General features: G+C 64.4%; 20 protein-coding genes. 13 read left to right on the forward strand and 7 right to left on the reverse strand.

Annotated features, from left to right (window positions below; translation table 11 throughout):
• Positions 1-53 precede the first annotated feature (53 nt).
• From fliD to AAE027_RS29175, 9 genes are all read left to right on the forward strand, one after another.
• A complete protein-coding gene (fliD, locus tag AAE027_RS29135; protein ID WP_370989388.1) occupies positions 54-1,742 on the forward strand; it encodes a flagellar filament capping protein FliD in 1,689 nt (562 codons plus the stop codon).
• Between the two features lie 17 nt (positions 1,743-1,759).
• On the forward strand, positions 1,760-2,188 hold the full coding sequence (locus AAE027_RS29140) for a flagellar export chaperone FliS (protein ID WP_370989389.1): 429 nt from the start codon (positions 1,760-1,762) through the stop codon (positions 2,186-2,188).
• 165 nt (positions 2,189-2,353) lie between these two features.
• Complete coding sequence (locus AAE027_RS29145) at positions 2,354-2,626, forward strand: hypothetical protein (RefSeq protein WP_370989391.1); 273 nt, start codon at positions 2,354-2,356, stop codon at positions 2,624-2,626.
• Positions 2,627-2,889: 263 nt separating this feature from the next.
• Positions 2,890-3,555: a flagellar hook assembly protein FlgD gene (locus AAE027_RS29150; protein ID WP_370989392.1), complete on the forward strand. Its 666-nt coding sequence runs from the start codon at positions 2,890-2,892 to the stop codon at positions 3,553-3,555.
• Positions 3,556-3,586: 31 nt separating this feature from the next.
• Positions 3,587-4,852 (forward strand): flagellar hook protein FlgE, encoded by a 1,266-nt coding sequence (gene flgE / locus AAE027_RS29155; RefSeq protein ID WP_370989394.1) that lies wholly within the window; start codon positions 3,587-3,589, stop codon positions 4,850-4,852.
• Positions 4,853-4,855: 3 nt separating this feature from the next.
• Positions 4,856-5,116, forward strand: coding sequence for a hypothetical protein (locus AAE027_RS29160; RefSeq protein WP_370989395.1), 261 nt, complete (start codon positions 4,856-4,858; stop codon positions 5,114-5,116).
• 9 nt (positions 5,117-5,125) lie between these two features.
• Positions 5,126-5,596, forward strand: a complete 471-nt coding sequence (locus tag AAE027_RS29165; protein WP_370989396.1) for a flagellar protein FlgN — start codon at positions 5,126-5,128, stop codon at positions 5,594-5,596.
• 18 nt (positions 5,597-5,614) lie between these two features.
• On the forward strand, positions 5,615-7,390 hold the full coding sequence (gene flgK, locus AAE027_RS29170) for a flagellar hook-associated protein FlgK (RefSeq protein WP_370989397.1): 1,776 nt from the start codon (positions 5,615-5,617) through the stop codon (positions 7,388-7,390).
• Between the two features lie 12 nt (positions 7,391-7,402).
• Entirely contained in the window at positions 7,403-8,314 is a 912-nt protein-coding gene (locus tag AAE027_RS29175) for a flagellin (RefSeq protein WP_370989398.1), read from the forward strand.
• A 6-nt stretch (positions 8,315-8,320) separates the two neighbouring features.
• Here the strand turns inward: AAE027_RS29175 and AAE027_RS29180 are convergent, their stop codons facing one another.
• The 7 genes from AAE027_RS29180 to AAE027_RS29210 form a co-directional block, all read right to left on the reverse strand.
• On the reverse strand, positions 8,321-9,892 hold the full coding sequence (locus AAE027_RS29180; RefSeq protein ID WP_370989399.1) for an AMP-binding protein: 1,572 nt from the start codon (positions 9,890-9,892) through the stop codon (positions 8,321-8,323).
• 33 nt (positions 9,893-9,925) lie between these two features.
• Positions 9,926-10,561 (reverse strand): uracil phosphoribosyltransferase, encoded by a 636-nt coding sequence (upp, locus tag AAE027_RS29185; RefSeq protein ID WP_370989400.1) that lies wholly within the window; start codon positions 10,559-10,561, stop codon positions 9,926-9,928.
• A 245-nt stretch (positions 10,562-10,806) separates the two neighbouring features.
• On the reverse strand, positions 10,807-10,941 hold the full coding sequence (locus AAE027_RS29190; protein ID WP_370989401.1) for a hypothetical protein: 135 nt from the start codon (positions 10,939-10,941) through the stop codon (positions 10,807-10,809).
• Between the two features lie 14 nt (positions 10,942-10,955).
• On the reverse strand, positions 10,956-11,147 hold the full coding sequence (locus tag AAE027_RS29195) for a hypothetical protein (protein WP_370989402.1): 192 nt from the start codon (positions 11,145-11,147) through the stop codon (positions 10,956-10,958).
• 127 nt (positions 11,148-11,274) lie between these two features.
• Positions 11,275-11,427 (reverse strand): hypothetical protein, encoded by a 153-nt coding sequence (locus AAE027_RS29200; protein ID WP_370989403.1) that lies wholly within the window; start codon positions 11,425-11,427, stop codon positions 11,275-11,277.
• 132 nt (positions 11,428-11,559) lie between these two features.
• Positions 11,560-11,838: a hypothetical protein gene (locus AAE027_RS29205; protein WP_370989405.1), complete on the reverse strand. Its 279-nt coding sequence runs from the start codon at positions 11,836-11,838 to the stop codon at positions 11,560-11,562.
• A gap of 22 nt (positions 11,839-11,860) precedes the next feature.
• Complete coding sequence (locus AAE027_RS29210) at positions 11,861-12,328, reverse strand: hypothetical protein (protein ID WP_370989407.1); 468 nt, start codon at positions 12,326-12,328, stop codon at positions 11,861-11,863.
• Between the two features lie 588 nt (positions 12,329-12,916).
• Between AAE027_RS29210 and AAE027_RS29215 the strand changes: the two genes are divergently transcribed.
• From AAE027_RS29215 to AAE027_RS29230, 4 genes are all read left to right on the forward strand, one after another.
• The gene (locus tag AAE027_RS29215) at positions 12,917-13,006 is read left to right on the forward strand and encodes a K(+)-transporting ATPase subunit F (RefSeq protein ID WP_018641117.1); all 90 of its coding nucleotides are present in this window, start codon (positions 12,917-12,919) and stop codon (positions 13,004-13,006) included.
• Between the two features lie 111 nt (positions 13,007-13,117).
• A complete protein-coding gene (kdpA, locus tag AAE027_RS29220) occupies positions 13,118-14,821 on the forward strand; it encodes a potassium-transporting ATPase subunit KdpA (RefSeq protein ID WP_370989409.1) in 1,704 nt (567 codons plus the stop codon).
• 17 nt (positions 14,822-14,838) lie between these two features.
• Entirely contained in the window at positions 14,839-16,953 is a 2,115-nt protein-coding gene (gene kdpB / locus AAE027_RS29225; RefSeq protein ID WP_370989410.1) for a potassium-transporting ATPase subunit KdpB, read from the forward strand.
• A 110-nt stretch (positions 16,954-17,063) separates the two neighbouring features.
• On the forward strand, positions 17,064-17,666 hold the full coding sequence (locus AAE027_RS29230; RefSeq protein ID WP_370989411.1) for a K(+)-transporting ATPase subunit C: 603 nt from the start codon (positions 17,064-17,066) through the stop codon (positions 17,664-17,666).
• The last annotated feature ends 19 nt before the right edge of the window (positions 17,667-17,685 follow it).

The following is a 17,685-nucleotide window of genomic DNA, read 5'->3' on the forward strand; positions in this document are numbered from 1 at the left end:
AGCGCGGGCCGGCATGATGCCGGCCCGCCCTCTATCAGGGACCGCCACGCAAAGTGACCACCGTCAGTTCCAGCACCAGCACAAGCTCCACGAGTTCGGCAGTCTCGGTCACCACGAGCGGGACCACCAATTCGAGCAGCATCGACTGGTCGGCGCTGATCCAGGCCGCCGTCGACGCCAAGACCGCGCAGGCCACGACGATCTCGACCTCGATCACGAACAACGAGGCGAAGATCTCGGCGTATCAGACGCTCCAGAGCGATTTGAAGACGCTGTATTCGGGGCTGGCGTCGCTGGCGACCTCGGTCGTCAACTCGCTTTCCAGCAGCGCATTCGCCACACGCGCGGCAAGTATCGGTTCGACGGGAGACGTGAGCGCCTCCTCGGCGCTCTCGATGACCCTTCAGAGCGGTGCCGCGACGGGCGACCACACGCTGACGATCAGCCAGCTCGCGACCGCGCAGAAGGTGATCGGCGCCTCGCAGTCGAGCCAGACCGACGAGCTCGGCTATTCCGGCACGTTTTCGATCGGTCTCGAAGGCGGTGCTACGTCCGACATTACCGTCACCAGCACGATGTCGCTCCAGGACGTCGTCGATGCCATCAATGCCCAGACCTCGACCACCAACGTCCAGGCATCGATCGTGCAGGTCTCCAGCGGCTCATACGAGATGGTGTTGACGGGCACGGAGGATGCCGCCGACATCACCTACTCCAGCACGTCGGGCGACGACATCCTGAACGAGCTCGGCGTGACCGACAGTTCGGGGAATTTCGCCGACGTGCTTCAGCAGGCGCAATCGGCGGAGTTCACGCTGGACGGCATCGCGATGACCCGCGACACCAACGACATCTCCGACGTCCTGAGCGGGGTCACCTTCAGCCTGCTCCAGGCGACGCCCGACGGAACGACGCTGAACATCAGTATCGAGCCCGATACCAGCCAGATCGAATCGGCAGTCGAGACCTTCGTCACCAACTACAACGCGTTTCGCGACGAGGTCGTCGCCCAGCAGGCGACCGCGACGGACGGCACGGCAGCCTCGACCGCGGTTCTGTTCGGCGACGGAACCATGCGCAACATCATGGATGCGCTGCAAAATGCCCTGAATAGCACCGTGGGCGGGCTGACGATGGCCGACCTCGGTCTGTCGTTCAACGAGAACAACGAGCTCGAGCTCGACACCAGCACGCTTTCGGACATCCTGACCACAAATCTCAGCGGCGTAACCAACCTGCTGTCGGCGCAGACGACGACGTCGTCCAGCCAGCTCAGCGTCATCAATACCGGGACATCGCCGCAATCCTTCACCCTGGATCTGGCGGTCGATTCCGACGGAAACCTCACCTCGGCCTCGGTCGGCGGCGACTCCTCGCTGTTCACGGTCAGCGGCAACACCATCATCGGCGCCTCCGGCTCGATCTATGCCGGCATGGCCTTCACCTATAGCGGATCGACCTCGCAGTCGATCACGGTAACGTCGACCTCCGGCATCGCGACGCAGCTCTATCAGGTCGCGAAGAACTATTCGTCCTCGACTGGCGCGCTGCAAACGCTGATCACCAACCTCACGACGCGCGATGAAGAGCTGCAGCAGAAGGTCGACGACATCAACAGCGCGGCATCGACCCTGCAGTCGCAGCTGGAGACGCAATACGCGAAATATCAGGCCGCGATCGAGAGCGCCAACAGCACGCTGACATATCTCAAGGCATTGCTGAACAGCTCGTCGAGCGATTGATCAGACCGAGTGAATTGATGATGCATAATCCAACCGCGTACATGGCCAACCAGGCCTATCGGGGCACGGCAACCACCGTACCGGCGCTCAAGGCGGTGTCGATGCTGCTCGGCGGCGCGATCACCTTCCTTCAGAAGGCGCTCGCCGCCCAGGAGGCGCGCCGCTTCGAGGAAGGGCACGAACACCTGATGAAGGCAACCGCGATCCTCCGCGGCCTCAGCCACAATCTCGATTTCGCCAAGGGCGGGGCGGTCGCCGAGCGGCTGTTCCAGACCTACAACGCGCTCATCCTGGCGAGCCTGAAGGCCTACGGCCGGCCGCACGCCCGACAAGCTTTTCAGCGGATCGTCGCCGCATTGACCGAGTTGCGCGAGGCTTGGGAGTCCGTCGATGCGACCGTGCGGGGCGGCAAGGCTGCGCCCACGGGTTCGGTCCGCACGGGCTAGGCCTCGGCTTCCCGATCCAGAGGGAAGGGGAATCGTCCCGGCCTTCCATTCCGGCCGGTTTCCGTGGTGCTGCGGACGCTTTTGCGCTTCAGTCCGCCGAAATCCGGTTTTCGGCATGCCGGCAATGCTTTATGACGGGCCTGACCGAAGCGGAATCGGCGGGCGATGGACGTCACCGAGTTTGAGGAACTGATCGATCGGCTGGGCGAGGATCTCTCGCTCTGGCCCGATGACCGGCGTTTGCCCGCCGAAGAGCTGCTGACGCAATCGGCCACCGCGCAAGCGCTGCTGGAACAAGCGCGCGCCTTGCGCCATGCGCTCGCCGCACCTCCGGTCCGCGCGCCCAAAGGCCTTGCCGGCCGCATCGTCGCTGCGGCAGCGAAAATGAAGGATGATACCGCCGAGCCGCGCACCGAAGGCGAGACGGCGGAGAGCTGAGCGGCTCTTTCTGACAAATTGTGTCTCTTTCACCTTTCCCCGCAGGCGGGGAGAGGGAGCGCAGCGGCAGCGCGCCGCTAAATCAACCTGACATCATCGCACTTCTAAACGCGCGTACGGCAGATTTTGCCGTGTCAAAAGCGGTTTTTGCGCGGGCGAATCCGCGCCTGAATCCACGCGCCCACGCGTTTCATCAGCACACAGATTTCACGTGCCGCCCGCCGACATCGTCACCGCCGGCCGCACGAGAACCGGAGTGACCGATGACCGTTTCCGCGACGAGCTCCGTCTCGACAGCCACCACGACGACGTCGTCGTCGAGCACATCGTCCAGTTCGACGCTGACCTCCAGCGACTTCCTCAGCCTGCTCGTCAGTGAGCTTCAGAACCAGGATCCGCTGAACGCGACGTCGACCACCGACTTCATCAATCAGCTCACCTCCTACGCCAATTTCACTCAGCAGCAGTCGATCAACTCCAACATGTCGTCGCTGGCGAGTTCGTTCTCGAGCCTCGTGACGCTCAACTCGGTGAACTACATCGGCCACACCGTCGAAGCGAAGACCGACACGTCGACCCTGAGCAACGGCTCGGCGACCTTCGGCTACTCGCTGTCCTCGGCGGCCTCCAACGTGTCGATCAGCATCTCGGACTCTTCCGGCAATGTCGTCTACACCGGCACCGGAACGGGAAATGCCGGCTCGAACAGCTTCACCTGGGACGGCAAGGATTCCAGCGGCAATCAGCTCTCCGATGGCGGCCAGTACACGATCTCGGTGACGGCGACAGATTCCGCCGGCAACTCGGTGCTCAACTACACGACCGTCACCGGCACGGTGACCGGCATCGACACCTCGACCTCCACGCCCTCGCTCACGGTGAACGGTGTCGCCGTCAGCGCCGCCAACATCCTCGGCGTCACGTCCTGATCTGACATCCTGATTTCCTCGGAGTTTCATCATGAGTCTCACCGGTGCATTGTTCTCGGCGATCTCGGCGCTCAGCGCCCAGAGCCAGTCCCTGTCGATGATCAGCGACAACATCGCCAACTCCGATACGACCGGTTACAAGACCACGTCGGCGATGTTCGACGCGCTCGTGACCGCGTCCAGCAATACGACCTCCTACGCCTCGGGCGGCGTCACCGTCTCGGGCCGCGCCAACATCACCCAGCAGGGCCTGCTGGCTGCGACCTCCAATGCCACCGACGTTGCGATCCAGGGGTCCGGATTCTTCGTGGTGACCAATGCCACCACCGGCGGCACCGTCGCCTATACGCGTAACGGCGCCTTCACGATCAACAATGCGGGCTATCTCGAGAACAACGGCTATTATCTCGAGGGGTGGCGCACCGATGCCGACGGCAACGTCGTCGGCAGCGAATCGGCGAGCAATCTCGAGGCCATCAACACCCAGGTCGCCTCGACCAGTGGCAGCGCCACCACCAAGACCACGATCGCGGCGAACCTGCCGTCGGACGCTGCCACCGGCGACACCTATACCAGCTCGATGACGGTCTACGATTCGCTCGGTGCAGCGAACACGATGCAGATCACCTGGACCAAGACCGGGACCAACGCCTGGAGCGCGAGCTTCGCCAATCCAACGTCGGCCTCGGACACCACGACCGGCACGGGCACAGCCTCGGGCACGATCGACATCACCTTCAACAGCGACGGCTCGCTCGCCAGCACCAGCCCGGACCCGGCCACCGTGTCGATCACGGGCTGGACCGACGGTGCGGCCGACAGCACCATCACGATGGACCTCGGCACCGCCGGGGGCACCGATGGTCTGACGCAATACGCCTCCGGCGAGACCACGCCCTCGGTCAACGTCACCAGCATCGATTCGGACGGCCTGTCCTACGGAAAACTATCCAGCATCTCGATCGGCAAGGACGGCGTGGTCGACGCCACCTATTCCAACGGCCAGACCATTGCGATCTACAAGATCGCGGTGGCGACCTTCGCCGATCCCAACGGGCTCGCGGCTTCCAGCGACGGCATCTACTCGGCGACGGTGACGTCGGGCAACGCCGCCTTGCAGGCCTCCGGCGAGAACGGTGCGGGCACGATCTACGGCAGCGAGCTGGAATCCTCGACCACCGACACCTCCAGCCAGTTCTCAAGCATGATCTCGGCGCAGCAGGCCTATTCCGCCGCGTCCCAGGTCATCTCCACCGTCAATAAGATGTACGACACCCTGATCTCGGCGATGAGGTGAGCGATGCCCGGTGAAAAGGCAAGCGAGGCGGGCGAAGCGCTGCTGCGCCGGTTGCGGCGGCTGGTCGGCCGCGCCGCAACCGTCACAGGCCGCGACCGCAAGCAATTGCTCGCGCTGCTCGACGATTTCGAGACGACCCGCCGCGGCCTGTTGAAGGAGTGCGCGGAGATCGAGGGCGAGATGAGGCGGGCCACGATCAGGGCGACCGCGATCGGCACGTATCTGCGCAACTCGCAAGTCCATCGCGGCAAACGGCACAACTAGAAGAAGGCAATGATCATGAGTGTAGCTCAAGCCAAGAGCCAAGCGAGGACGAACGCTGCGAGCGGCGACGCACGGATCAAGTCGCTGATCGTGCTCATCGATGCGCTGACTGTGCTGGTCGTGGAGGAGAATGCCGAGCTTGCCAAGGGCCTGCCGGCCTCGCGCCTGAAGCAGGTTGACGAGAAGAACCAGCTGGCGGAGATCTTCGAACGGACCGTTGCCGAATGCGCGGCGGGCACGACCAGCCTGAACGTGGGGGACCGGATCCTGCGCGAGCAGCTGATGGAGCGGATCCTGAAGCTGCGTGCGGCGATGGACGAGAATCTGGTGCGCCTGCGCGCGGCGATCGAGGCCAGCAACCGCCGGATCGAAGCGGTCATGCAGGCGATCCGCGAGCAGATCGCGACGGTGTCGCCCTACGGGGCCTCGGGCCGTGTCGCCGCGCGCGCGGTCTCCAGCGGCACCTGCCGCAGCGCCTGACGAGCCGAGGAAGCCGCCGTGTCACTCGATATCGCACGATCGATCGCCTTCAGCGGGCTGTCGTCGACGTCCGTGCAGATCAGCGTGACGTCGTCGAACATCTCGAATGCCGACACGACGGGCTACACCCGAAAGACCGCGAACCAGTCGAGCAGCGTCACCAACGGTGTCGGCACCGGCGTCACGGTGACCGGCATCACCTCGACGGTCGACAAGCTGCTGCTGAAGTCGCTGATCGCTGCGACCTCCGAGCTCGGCTCGGCCGACACGGCCAACACCTATCTGACCTCGCTGCAGAAGCTCTATGGCTCGACCAGCAGCGCCGACGATTCGTCGACCGGGACCTCGCTCGCTAACAGCATTGCCTCGCTCGAATCGGCGCTGTCGTCACTGGCGAGTACGCCGAGCAGCGCCTCGCTGCAATCCAATGTCGTCAGCGCGCTCGACGACGTCGCGAGCCAGTTGCGGGAAACATCGAGCGGTATCCAGAAGCTCCGCGCCGATGCCGACCAGGACATTGCGTCTGCGATCGACGACGTCAACGCGGACCTGGGGCAGATCGCGGATCTGAATGCCCAGATCAAGCAGACGGCGGCGGCTGGCCAATCGACCGCGGACCTGGAGGACCAGCGCAACACCGCGCTCCAGGATCTCGCCTCGAAGATGAACATCAGCTATTTCACGGCGTCGAACGGCGATCTCCAGATCTACACCAATTCGGGCCAGGCGCTGGTCGATTCGTCCGCGCACACGATCAGCTATACCGCTGCGGCCAACGTGACGGCATCGACGACCTACACCGCCGGCTCGTCGTCGAGCGGCTTCAGCGCGATCACGGTGAACGGGGTCGACATCACCTCCCAGATATCAGGCGGCGATATCGGCGCGCTCATCACGCTTCGCGACACGACCCTGCCGGCGGCGCAGTCCCAGCTCGACCAGCTCGCACAGCAGCTTGCCTCGGCGATGAACAGCGTCTCGAACGGCGCTTCGTCGGTGCCGGCGCCGACGAGCCTCACCGGCACGACCGCTGTCACCAGCTCTACGGCGCTCTCTGCCACCGGAACGGTGCGCATTGGCGTCACCGACCAGAGCGGCAATCTGATCTCCTATGGCGATCTCGATTTGTCGTCCTATTCCACAGTCGGCGATCTCGTCACGGCCATCAACAGCATTTCCGGATTATCCGCCTCGGTCGATTCCGACGGCCATCTCTCGATCACGGCGACCGGGTCGGGCAATGGTGTCGCCATCAACGAGATGACGAGCTCAATGGGAAGCTCGGGTGAGGGATTTTCGGAGTATTTCGGCCTCAACGATCTCGTGACCGGAACGAGCGCGGCGGATATCGCGGTCAACAGCAAGATCCTGTCGGGCACCAACGAGCTTCAGCTCGCGACGCTGGATTCGTCATCGAGCCTGACGGTCGGCAGCTCCGTGCTGTCGTCGGGGTCGGCCACCGTGGTCAATGCCTTCTACGACGCATTGACGGACTCCCGGACACTTGCCTCCACCGGTGGGCTTGCCGCCACCACCGGCTCTCTGGCCGACTACGCCTCGGCCATCGTGGCCGATGTCGCAAGCAAAGCGTCCCAGGCGTCGACGAGCTACACCGCCAAGGAGACCGCGCAGTCGACCTATGCGAGCTCGCTGGCGTCGCAGTCGGGCGTCAACCTCGACGAGGAATCCGCCAAGCTCAGCACGCTCCAGAATAAATATTCTGCGGCATCCGCGCTGATCCAGGCGATCAACTCGATGTACTCGGCGCTGCTCACCGCCGTGCAGTCGACGTAAGGGGGAAGGGCCATGGTTGCGATGCGGGTTGCGACCTTCGCGCAGTCGAACAAGATGATCGCCGATGCGATGCGCGTCGAGACGGTCATGGCCAACAAGCAGATCCAGGAATCGTCGGGCGTCGTCTCGACCGATTTCGGCGGCTACGGCGCGGACGCGCAGCATATCGTCAATCTCCAGGTCTCGGTGACACGCGCGCAATCCTATATCGATGCCGCGACGCTGGCCGACAGCAAGGTCCAGGTGATGTATTCGGCCGTGGGCTCGATGACCGACATCCTCACGCAGCTCCGCTCCCAGCTCAGCGCAGCCTCGACCGGCAGCTCGACCGAGACGAATTCGGTGATCACGACCGCCCAGCAGATGCTGGAGCAGATGGGCTCGCTCATGAACACGCAATATGACGGTCAGTATGTGTTCGCCGGCGGCAAGACCGATACGGCGCCGGTCGATCTCACGAGCTTTTCGTCCGGGACCGGCTCCACCACCATGGCGGACACCAGCTATTATTACGGCGATGACGAGATCGCCGCGGTCCGCGTCGCCTCGGATGAGACGGTGTCGTACGGCGTAACCGCCGACAATGCGGCGTTCGAGGAGGTGATGCGGGTGCTGAAGTTCGTCGCCAACAGCACCTCGCTGTCGTCTTCGGATATTGCCAGCGCGCTCGATCTCGCCGGCACGGCGCTCGACGACACCGCGGCCGTGCAGGCAAAGCTGTCCAGCGCGGCGTCGTCGATCGAGAGCGCGAGCGCCCGCCAGAGCGACTACAAGAGCTATGCAGAGACGCTGTCGAACGACCTTACCGGCGTCGACGTGGCCGCCATCACGGCACAGCTTTCGACTTACCAGGCCCAGCTCACCGCATCCTATTCGGCACTCGCCAAGATCCTCAGCCTCAATCTCGCGAGCTATTTGAAATAGGTCGGCCTATTCGGCGGCGATCCGTTCCATCGCCATGGCACGAAGCCTGGCGCGCTGGATCTTGACGCCATTGGCACTGTCGGTGACGGGAAAGGCGTCCACGACATAGATCCGCGCCGGCACCTTGTAGCCGGCGAGCCGCTCGCGCAGATGGGCAGTCAGCGCGTCCTGTCGCGGTGGCTCTCCAGCCGGAATCACGAAGGCGACGCAGCGCGCCTGGCCCTTCAGATCGACCGCGACCACCTGAGCGTCAGCGACACCGACGTACGACTTGAGCTCGTCTTCGATTTCTCCGGGCGCGACCAGGAAGCCGCCGAGCCGCATCGCATCGCCCGCGCGGGTCTCGTAGACGAAGGAACCATCGCCGCGCAGGTGGCCGATGTCGCCGGTGCGGAAGAACCCGTCGGCGGTGATCGCTTCGCGCGTCGCCTCGGGATTGTTGAAGTAGCCGAGGAAGCGCGATGGCGCGCTGATCTCGATCTCGCCGGAAACGCCGCTGTCCGCAAGCTCGCCGGTCTCGACATTGCGGACGCGGACTTTCGCGTCCGCCGACATCGGCCAGCCGCCGCCTTCGATGCGATCGGCGAAGGCATCGCTGCCGCGGCCGATCGAGAACAGCGCCTGCACCTCGCTCGAACCGTAGAGGCCGAACAGCGACATGCCGCGCGCCTCGGCCTCCGCGGCCAGCTCGCGCCAGCCGGGCTGGAATGCGGCGAAGCCGCAGATTTCGAGATGCGGAAACGGACGTGGTGCATCGGTGAGCGCAAGGATGCGGCGGAACATCTCGTCCGAGCCGAATGAGTGCGTGATCCTGCACGCGCTGAGGATCTTCGCCGCCGGCGCCGCTTCGAAGGCGTCGAGTACATGGATGGTCGCGCCCGCTGCGATGAAACCGAGCAGGCTCGTCATGCCAAACGTGCCGCAGAACGGCAGCATCGCGAGCAGCGAGTGGCGCTGTGGATCGAGCTTGAGTGCCTTGGCAACGGAAGCGGCGTGCGTTGCCAGCGTCCGCTGCGAATGCGCGACGAGCTTCGGGCCCTTGGTCGTGCCCGATGTCGTGTAGAGCAGGACCGGCAGGTCGATGTCGTCCTGAGCCGGCGGGGCGGGCGGATAGGGCCGCTCGAAGGCATCGAACCGCACACAAGGCCAGTGCGCCGGGATGGCATCCGCGCCGACCACCGCGAGCTGTCGCAGTGCGGGCACCTCGTCCTTGGCGATATCGGCGAGGATGGCGGCAAAGTCGATCGAGCGGAACGCGGCTTCGACCACCATCAGCTTGGCACCGGACACGCGCAGCAGATGCGCGACTTCCGCGCTGCGATAGCGCGTATTGACGGCGGCGACGACCGCGCCCAGGCGGGCCGCGGCGAACAGCAGTGCGAGCCATTCGATCCGGTTGACCAGCCAGGCCGCGACGACGTCGCCTCTGCCGATGCCCTGCGCGGCGAGCCAGGCGGCGGTCTGCTCGATCCTTCCTGATAACTCCGCGCACGAAACCGGCGTGCCGTCGAACACGAAGGCGGGACTGGCGGTCTCGGTCCGGATCAGCGATTGCAGCGAAAATCTGTCGGTCAGCATGGCAATCGGAGTAACCCGATCGCGCGAAGCTGTCTACTTGGTGCCGAACATCCGGTCGCCGGCATCGCCCAGGCCCGGCACGATGTAGCCGTGGTCGTTGAGCCGTTCGTCGATCGCGGCGGTCCAGACCGGGACGTCGGGATGCTCGCTCTGGAACTTCGCGATGCCCTCGGGCGCGGCCAAAAGGCAGACGAAGCGGATGTCGCGGGCGCCGCGCGCCTTGAGCAGCGAGGCGCCGGCGCAGGCCGAATTGCCGGTGGCCAGCATCGGATCCATCAGGATCACGGTGCGATCGGACAGGTCCTGCGGCGCCTTGAAGTAATATTCCACGGCCTGCAATGTCTCGGGGTCGCGGTAGAGCCCGATATGGGCGATGCGCGCCGAGGGCATCAGCGCCAGCATGCCGTCGAGGAAGCCGACGCCCGCGCGCAGGATCGGCGCCAGCGTGAGCTTCTTGCCCGCGATCTTCGGCGCCTGCATCGGTGCGATCGGCGTTTCGATCTCCACCAGCTCCAGCGGCAGGTCGCGCGTCACCTCGTAGCCGAGCAGCATCCCGATCTCGTTCAGGATCTCGCGAAAGCTCTTGGTCGAGCGGTCCTTCTCCCGCATCAAGGAGAGCTTGTGCTGGACCAGGGGGTGGGCGACGACGTTGACGCTGCTTGTGCTCATGAAACCGCTCTACACGGTTCCGTGAAATTGCGCCAGATCGGTCGGGTCTTTTCCGCGGGATATGCCGCCTCAACCGGGCACAGCGACCGCGCTGCGCGCCCGGTTGCTCGCCTCCTAGGCAGCCATGGTCAGTTCGCGGTCGATCGCCATGCGCATGGCGTCCATGGCCGGCTGGCGCAGGCAGCTCTTCGCGGTGACATTCGACGGCTGGTGGATCGTGCGCAAGCCAGGAGCATAAGTGAGGATTAGACCCCCAGCCCGCGCGCGACGAGCGTGATCACGATCGTCAGGATGGCGCCCCAGACCATGCTCAGCGTCATGGTCAGGACGGTTACGGTGACCGCCTGCTCGAGATTTCCCTTGAAGGGCTGCAAGGTCATGATGGTGGCCCCGCTCAGGCGTGGAGATGCCAGACATAGATTGCGGTCCTGAGCGCAATCAGCGCGGTGAGCACGCTGCCCATCGTGAGCAGGGTCAGCGCGCGGAGCGCGACGCGCTTGAGCTGGGCCTCGCGGAACGGCGATAGCCGCATGGTGTTCTCTGCCCAGCCAAGAGGCCGTTCAAATCCATGTGTCAGCATCGACATTTGAAAGTCCTTGTCCGTGGTGCGGTGAATTGGCCGCTCCGATCTCTCTCTCATGATCATCAGCGATGTGTAGGATTGCGAGATGAACGCCGAGGCTTCTGTATAGGAATCTCATAAGCGCGCAGATCTATGCCCTGACGCTGTCGATCAATTCCTCGTCGGCGATCGCGGCGAACGCGCGTACCACCTCTCTCTGCGCGGCCGCGTCCGGCGGCACGATCGGAAGCCGTGTATCGGCGGACATCAGGCCAAGCACGCTCAATGCGTATTTGAGTTTCACGGGGATATTCCTTCTGAACGGTGCCGGCGCGGGACGTACGTCCTTGCCGGCGCCCTCAATATCCTCAGTCGCGAATATGATTTCGAGGGCGGGGGCGCGGCGATCTCATAGGAAGATCATAAAGCCGGACGTTCAGGCCGCATCGTTGACGATGCGGACCAGCGCGAACAGCGCGCCGAACGCGACGCCTTCGTCCCAATGATTGAGCGCGGCTCCGAACAGCGGCTCGCGCCTGACGAGGCCAGCGAGCGCGCACAGGATGATCGACATCCAGAGCAGGACGGCGAGGCTCCGGCCGAAGCCGACGCTGCCGAATGCGGCAAAGCCAACGAGCAGTGCGAGGCGGACCGCGAAACGTGCGATCACGCGCGACGGGTTCAGCGTGCGCGGCATGTCCGGAGCTTGCGACACGGCATCGATCCGCCAGGCTGCCCTAGCCGAAATTGTCGCAGACGAGTTGCTCGTAAAGCGGATCCGGCGCAGGACGAACCGAAGGAACGCTTGGTCGCGGCACGTCCGCGACCAAAGCCCGGACCTCGAGGAAGGCCGACAACAGCGCGAGCGCGAGGTCGGCATGGCGCGCCTCGACCGCGGCGTCCAGCCAGTCCGGCAGCTCACGCTCGCGCGACAGCGCGCAATGCCACTCGCCGTCGTCATAGGCGATGCGGCGGACCTGCCACAGCGGCAGCTCAAGCTGCACCAGCGCCAGTGCCGCATCGGCCCAGGCCTCGACGTCGATCAGGCGCATGATGCGTGTGGTGCGTTCGCTTTGCCCAAGCGAGGAGACGCGCCGGCAGGCGTGCTCGATGATGTCGAGCATCAGCGGCCGTGTCATCGCCGGTGCCGCGCGAAGCCGCTGGCTGAGGGAAGGCGGGTCAAGGCGTCGGAGGGCGGCGGTCATATCAGGCCTCCTGGAATTGGCGTCGGTCAGTCGGCCGGCATTGCCAAGATGGCCGGGAGGGCATTTGAAAGCGAGATGAGGATCGGGCGAGAGATATAGGGATTTCATAAGTGCGGGGGAGGGCGTGCGCTCGTGGAAGGCTCGGTCGCTCACATTCTCCGCTGTCGTCCCGGCGAAGGCCGGGACCCATAGCCACACAAGGTGGTTCGGCGAAGACTCTTGATTACCGGCTTCGGGGCGCAACTACTTCCTGGGGTTATGGGTCCCGGCCTTCGCCGGGACGACGGCGCAAAGTTGGGCGAGCCCCAGCCCGCTCGCCTTTATGAGATTCCTATAACGTCGCCGTAGGCCTCATCTCGAAAACCTATGTGCGCGGTGGCACCTCAGCGCGGTGAAGTTTCCGGCCGGCATGCATTGCATTCGCTCCCAGCAAAGCCGCCCGCCGGCCTGAGACGGGCTCGCCGGATATCGTCTCGTATTGAGGAGTATCGTCATGATGGACATTCTGATGCTGGCGCTGGGCTTCGTCTTCTTCGCCCTCGCGATCGGCTACACTTACGCCTGCGAACGGCTGTGAGGGAGCGGATCATGATCTTTGATTATGCCCTCGCCGGCGCCGTCTCCTTCGGCCTCCTGGTCTATCTCACCTATGCGCTGCTGCGGCCCGAGCGGTTCTGAGCCGTGCTGCTGCTCGTCGAATTGCTGCTGGCCGACGCCGTGCTCGTCGCCTGTCTGCTGACGGTGCTCCTGCCGCTGTTGTGCCGGCACCATGCCTGAAGGGTTAGTTCCATGACTGTGATCGGTTGGCTCCAGATCATTCTGTTTTGCGCCATTATCGTTGCACTGACCAAGCCGCTCGGCTGGCACATGACGCGCGTGTTCAACGGCGAGCGGACGTTCCTGTCGCCGGTGTTGCGTCCGATCGAGGTCGGAATTTACTGGGTATCGGGCGTCGACGAGAAGCGCGAGCAGCATTGGCTGACCTACACGGTCGCCATGTTGCTGTTCCATGTTGGCGGCTTTCTCATCATCTACGGCGTGATGCGGCTTCAGGCCGTGCTGCCCTTCAATCCGGCCGGGCAGGGCGCTGTCGCCGAGGATCTCTCCTTCAACACCGCGGTCTCCTTCATCACCAACACCAACTGGCAGAACTACGGCGGCGAGAGCACGCTGTCCTATCTCGTGCAAATGCTCGGCCTGACGCACCAGAACTTCCTGTCGGCCGCGACCGGCATCGCGCTGGCGATGGCCCTGATCCGCGGCTTCTCGCGCGCCTCGATGCGCACGGTCGGCAATTTCTGGGTCGACGTCGTCAGGTGTACGCTCTACGTGCTGCTGCCGATCTGCGTCGTCTATGCGCTGTTCCTGGTCTGGCAGGGCATGCCGCAGACGCTCGGGCCGTATATCGAGGCGACGACGCTCGAAAGCGCCAAGCAGACCATCGCGGTCGGGCCGGTCGCCTCGCAGGTCGCGATCAAGATGCTCGGCACCAATGGCGGCGGTTTCTTCAACGCCAACGCCGCGCACCCCTTCGAGAATCCGACCGCGCTGTCGAACTTCGTGCAGATGCTCTCGATCTTCGCGCTCGGCGCCGCGCTCACCAACGTGTTCGGCCGCATGGTCGGCAACCAGCGCCAGGGCTGGGCGATCCTCTCCGTGATGGGCGTGCTGTTTCTGGCCGGCGTCGCCATCACCTATTGGGCGGAGGCGAACGGCACCTCGACGCTCCATGCGCTGGGTCTGACCGGCGGCAACATGGAAGGCAAGGAAGTCCGCTTCGGTATTGTCGCCTCCTCGCTGTTCGCGATCGTCACCACCGCCGCCTCGTGCGGCGCGGTCAATGCGATGCATGACAGTTTTACCGCCCTCGGCGGCATGATCCCGCTGATCAACATCGAGCTCGGCGAAATCATCGTCGGTGGCGTCGGCGCCGGCATGTACGGCATGCTGCTGTTCGTCATTCTCGCGATCTTCGTCGCAGGACTGATGGTTGGCCGCACCCCGGAATATGTCGGCAAGAAGATCGAGGCGCGCGAGGTCAAGATGGCGATGCTGGCCATCCTGGTGCTGCCGCTGATGATCCTCGGCTGGACCGCCGTCGGCGTGGTCTATCCGGCGGCAGTCGCCTCCATGGCAAATGCTGGACCGCACGGCTTCACCGAAGTGCTCTACGCCTTCACATCGGCGGCCGGCAACAACGGCTCGGCTTTCGCCGGGCTCACCGGCAATACGTTCTTCTACAACCTGACGCTGGCAAGCGCGATGTTCGTCGGCCGCTTCTTCATGATCGTCCCGGCCATGGCGATCGCGGGATCGCTTGCGGAGAAGAAGTCGATCCCGCCGTCCATGGGCACGTTCCCGACAACCGGCGCCCTGTTCGTCGGCCTCGTCGTCGGCGTCATCCTGATCATGGGTGGCCTGACCTTCTTCCCGGCGCTCGCGCTCGGCCCGATCGTCGAACATCTGGCGATGAACGCCGGCAACCTGTTCTGATTTTTGGAGTGACCTCCATGGAGACGATGAAACTGCAAAAACGTGCGCCGATGTCGGCAATGCTCGATCCCAGAATCGTGATGCCCGCGATCCGCGCCTCCTTCACCAAGCTCGATCCGCGGCTGATGGTGAGGAACCCTGTCATGTTCGTGGTCGAGGTCGTGGCTGCGCTCACCACGGTGATCTTCCTGCGTGACATCGTCACCGGTGGTGCCAGCCTCGGCTTCACCTTCCAGATCATCGTCTGGCTCTGGTTCACGGTGCTGTTCGCCAATTTCGCCGAAGCGGTGGCCGAAGGCCGCGGCAAGGCGCAGGCCGAATCGCTGCGCAAGACCCGCACCGAAAGCCAGGCCAAGCTCCTGACCGGGTCCGAGCAGCCGTTCAAGCTCGTGCCTGGCACGAGCCTCAAGGTCGGCGACATCGTGCTGGTCGAGGCCGGTGACACCATTCCTTCCGACGGCGAGGTGATCGAGGGCGTCGCCTCCGTCAACGAGGCCGCCATCACCGGCGAATCCGCACCCGTGATCCGCGAATCCGGCGGCGACCGCTCTGCGGTCACCGGTGGCACGCAGGTGCTGTCGGACTGGATCCGCGTCCGCATCACCGCAGCCCAGGGCTCGACTTTCATCGACCGCATGATCAAGCTGGTCGAGGGCGCCGAGCGGCAGAAGACCCCGAACGAGATCGCGCTCAACATCCTGCTCGCCGGTCTCACCATCATCTTCGTGTTCGCGACCGTCACCATCCCGAGCTATGCGGCCTATGCCGGCGGCTCGATCTCAGTGATCGTGCTGGTCGCCCTGTTCGTGACGCTGATCCCGACGACGATCGGCGCGCTGTTGTCGGCGATCGGCATCGCCGGCATGGACCGCCTGGTGCGCTTCAACGTGCTGGCGATGTCCGGCCGCGCCGTCGAGGCTGCCGGTGACGTCGACACGCTGCTGCTGGACAAGACCGGCACCATCACGCTCGGCAACCGACAGGCGACGGCGTTCCGTCCTGTGCGCGGCGTCACCGAGCAGGAGCTGGCGGACGCGGCCCAACTCGCCTCGCTCGCCGATGAGACACCGGAGGGCCGCTCTATCGCCGTGCTGGCGAAGGAGAAATACGGCATCCGTGGCCGCGACATGGCCGAGCTTGGCGCCACTTTCATCCCGTTCACCGCGCAAACTCGCATGAGCGGCGTCGATGCCGGCGGCTCATCGGTGCGCAAGGGCGCGGTCGATGCCATGCTGAATTATGTCGGCGGCGGCGCGCCGCTGGCCGTTGCCTCCGGCAACGCGGCGCGGGCAATCCAGCCGGCCGCGCTGTCGGATCTCGGTCGCGAGATCCAGGCCATTGCCGATGATATCTCGAAGGCCGGCGGCACCCCGCTGGCGGTCGCCAGGGACGGCAAGCTGCTCGGCGTCATCCAGCTCAAGGACATCGTCAAGGGCGGCATCCGCGAGCGCTTTGCCGAGCTTCGACGCATGGGTATCCGCACCATCATGATCACCGGCGACAATCCGATGACGGCGGCTGCGATCGCCGCGGAGGCCGGCGTCGACGACTTCCTGGCGCAGGCAACGCCGGAGGACAAGCTCAAGCTGATCCGCGACGAGCAGGCCAAGGGCAAGCTGGTCGCGATGTGCGGCGACGGCACCAACGATGCGCCGGCGCTCGCGCAGGCCGACGTCGGGGTCGCCATGAACACCGGCACCCAGGCCGCCCGCGAGGCCGGCAACATGGTCGACCTCGATTCCAATCCGACCAAGCTGATCGAGGTGGTCGAGATCGGCAAGCAGCTCTTGATGACGCGCGGTGCGCTGACCACGTTCTCGATCGCCAACGACGTCGCCAAGTATTTTGCGATCATCCCGGCGATGTTCCTGGCGTTCTACCCCCAACTCAGCGTGCTCAACGTCATGAACCTGTCGAGTCCGCAGAGCGCCATCCTGTCGGCGATCATCTTCAACGCGCTCATCATCATCGCGCTGATCCCGCTGGCGCTGAAAGGTGTTGCCTACCGTGCCGTCGGCGCCGGCGCGCTGCTCCAACGCAACCTCTTGATCTACGGCCTCGGCGGCATCGTCATTCCCTTTATCGGCATCAAGGCGATCGACCTCGTCGTCACCGCCTTGCATTTGGCATAGCCCCGTCATTGCGAGGAGCCCTTGCGACGAAGCAATCCAGGCTGCCTCCATGGAAAGACTCTGGATTGCTTCGCTTCGCTCGCAATGACGGAAGAAATAGGAGACCCAACATGTTCAGAGAAATTCGCCCCGCGATCGTGCTCTTGCTGGCGCTCACCGCGATCACGGGCCTTGCCTATCCGCTGGCAATGACTGCCATCGCCGGCACGTTGTTTCCCGTGCAGGCGCAGGGCAGCCTGATCGAGAGGGACGGCAAGGTGGTCGGCTCCGCCCTGATCGGGCAGGAGTTCAAGGAGGACAAATACTTTCACGGCCGCCCTTCGGCGACGGTTGCGCCGGACCCTAATGATTCAACCAAAACGGTGCCGGCGCCCTACAACGCCGCCAATTCGGGCGGCTCCAATCTCGGCCCGACCAGCAAGGCGCTGGCCGACCGGCTCAAGGAAGATGTGGACAAGCTGAAGGCGGAGAATCCGAATGCGGCCGTGCCGATCGATCTGGTCACGACGTCGGCCAGCGGCCTCGACCCTGATATCTCGCCGGAGGCGGCGCAATTCCAGATACCGCGCGTGGCGAAGGCGCGGAAGATGCCGGAGGATCAAGTCGAGCAACTCGTGGCTGCCAACACCGAAGGCCGTTTGCTAGGCCTGATCGGCGAGCCCCGCGTCAACGTGCTGGCGCTGAATCTCGCGCTCGACCGCGCCGCGAAGTAGTCTAGGCTCGGCACACGGG

The organism is Bradyrhizobium sp. DN3 (genome assembly GCF_041357655.1).
Taxonomy (GTDB): Bacteria; Pseudomonadota; Alphaproteobacteria; order Rhizobiales; family Xanthobacteraceae; genus Bradyrhizobium.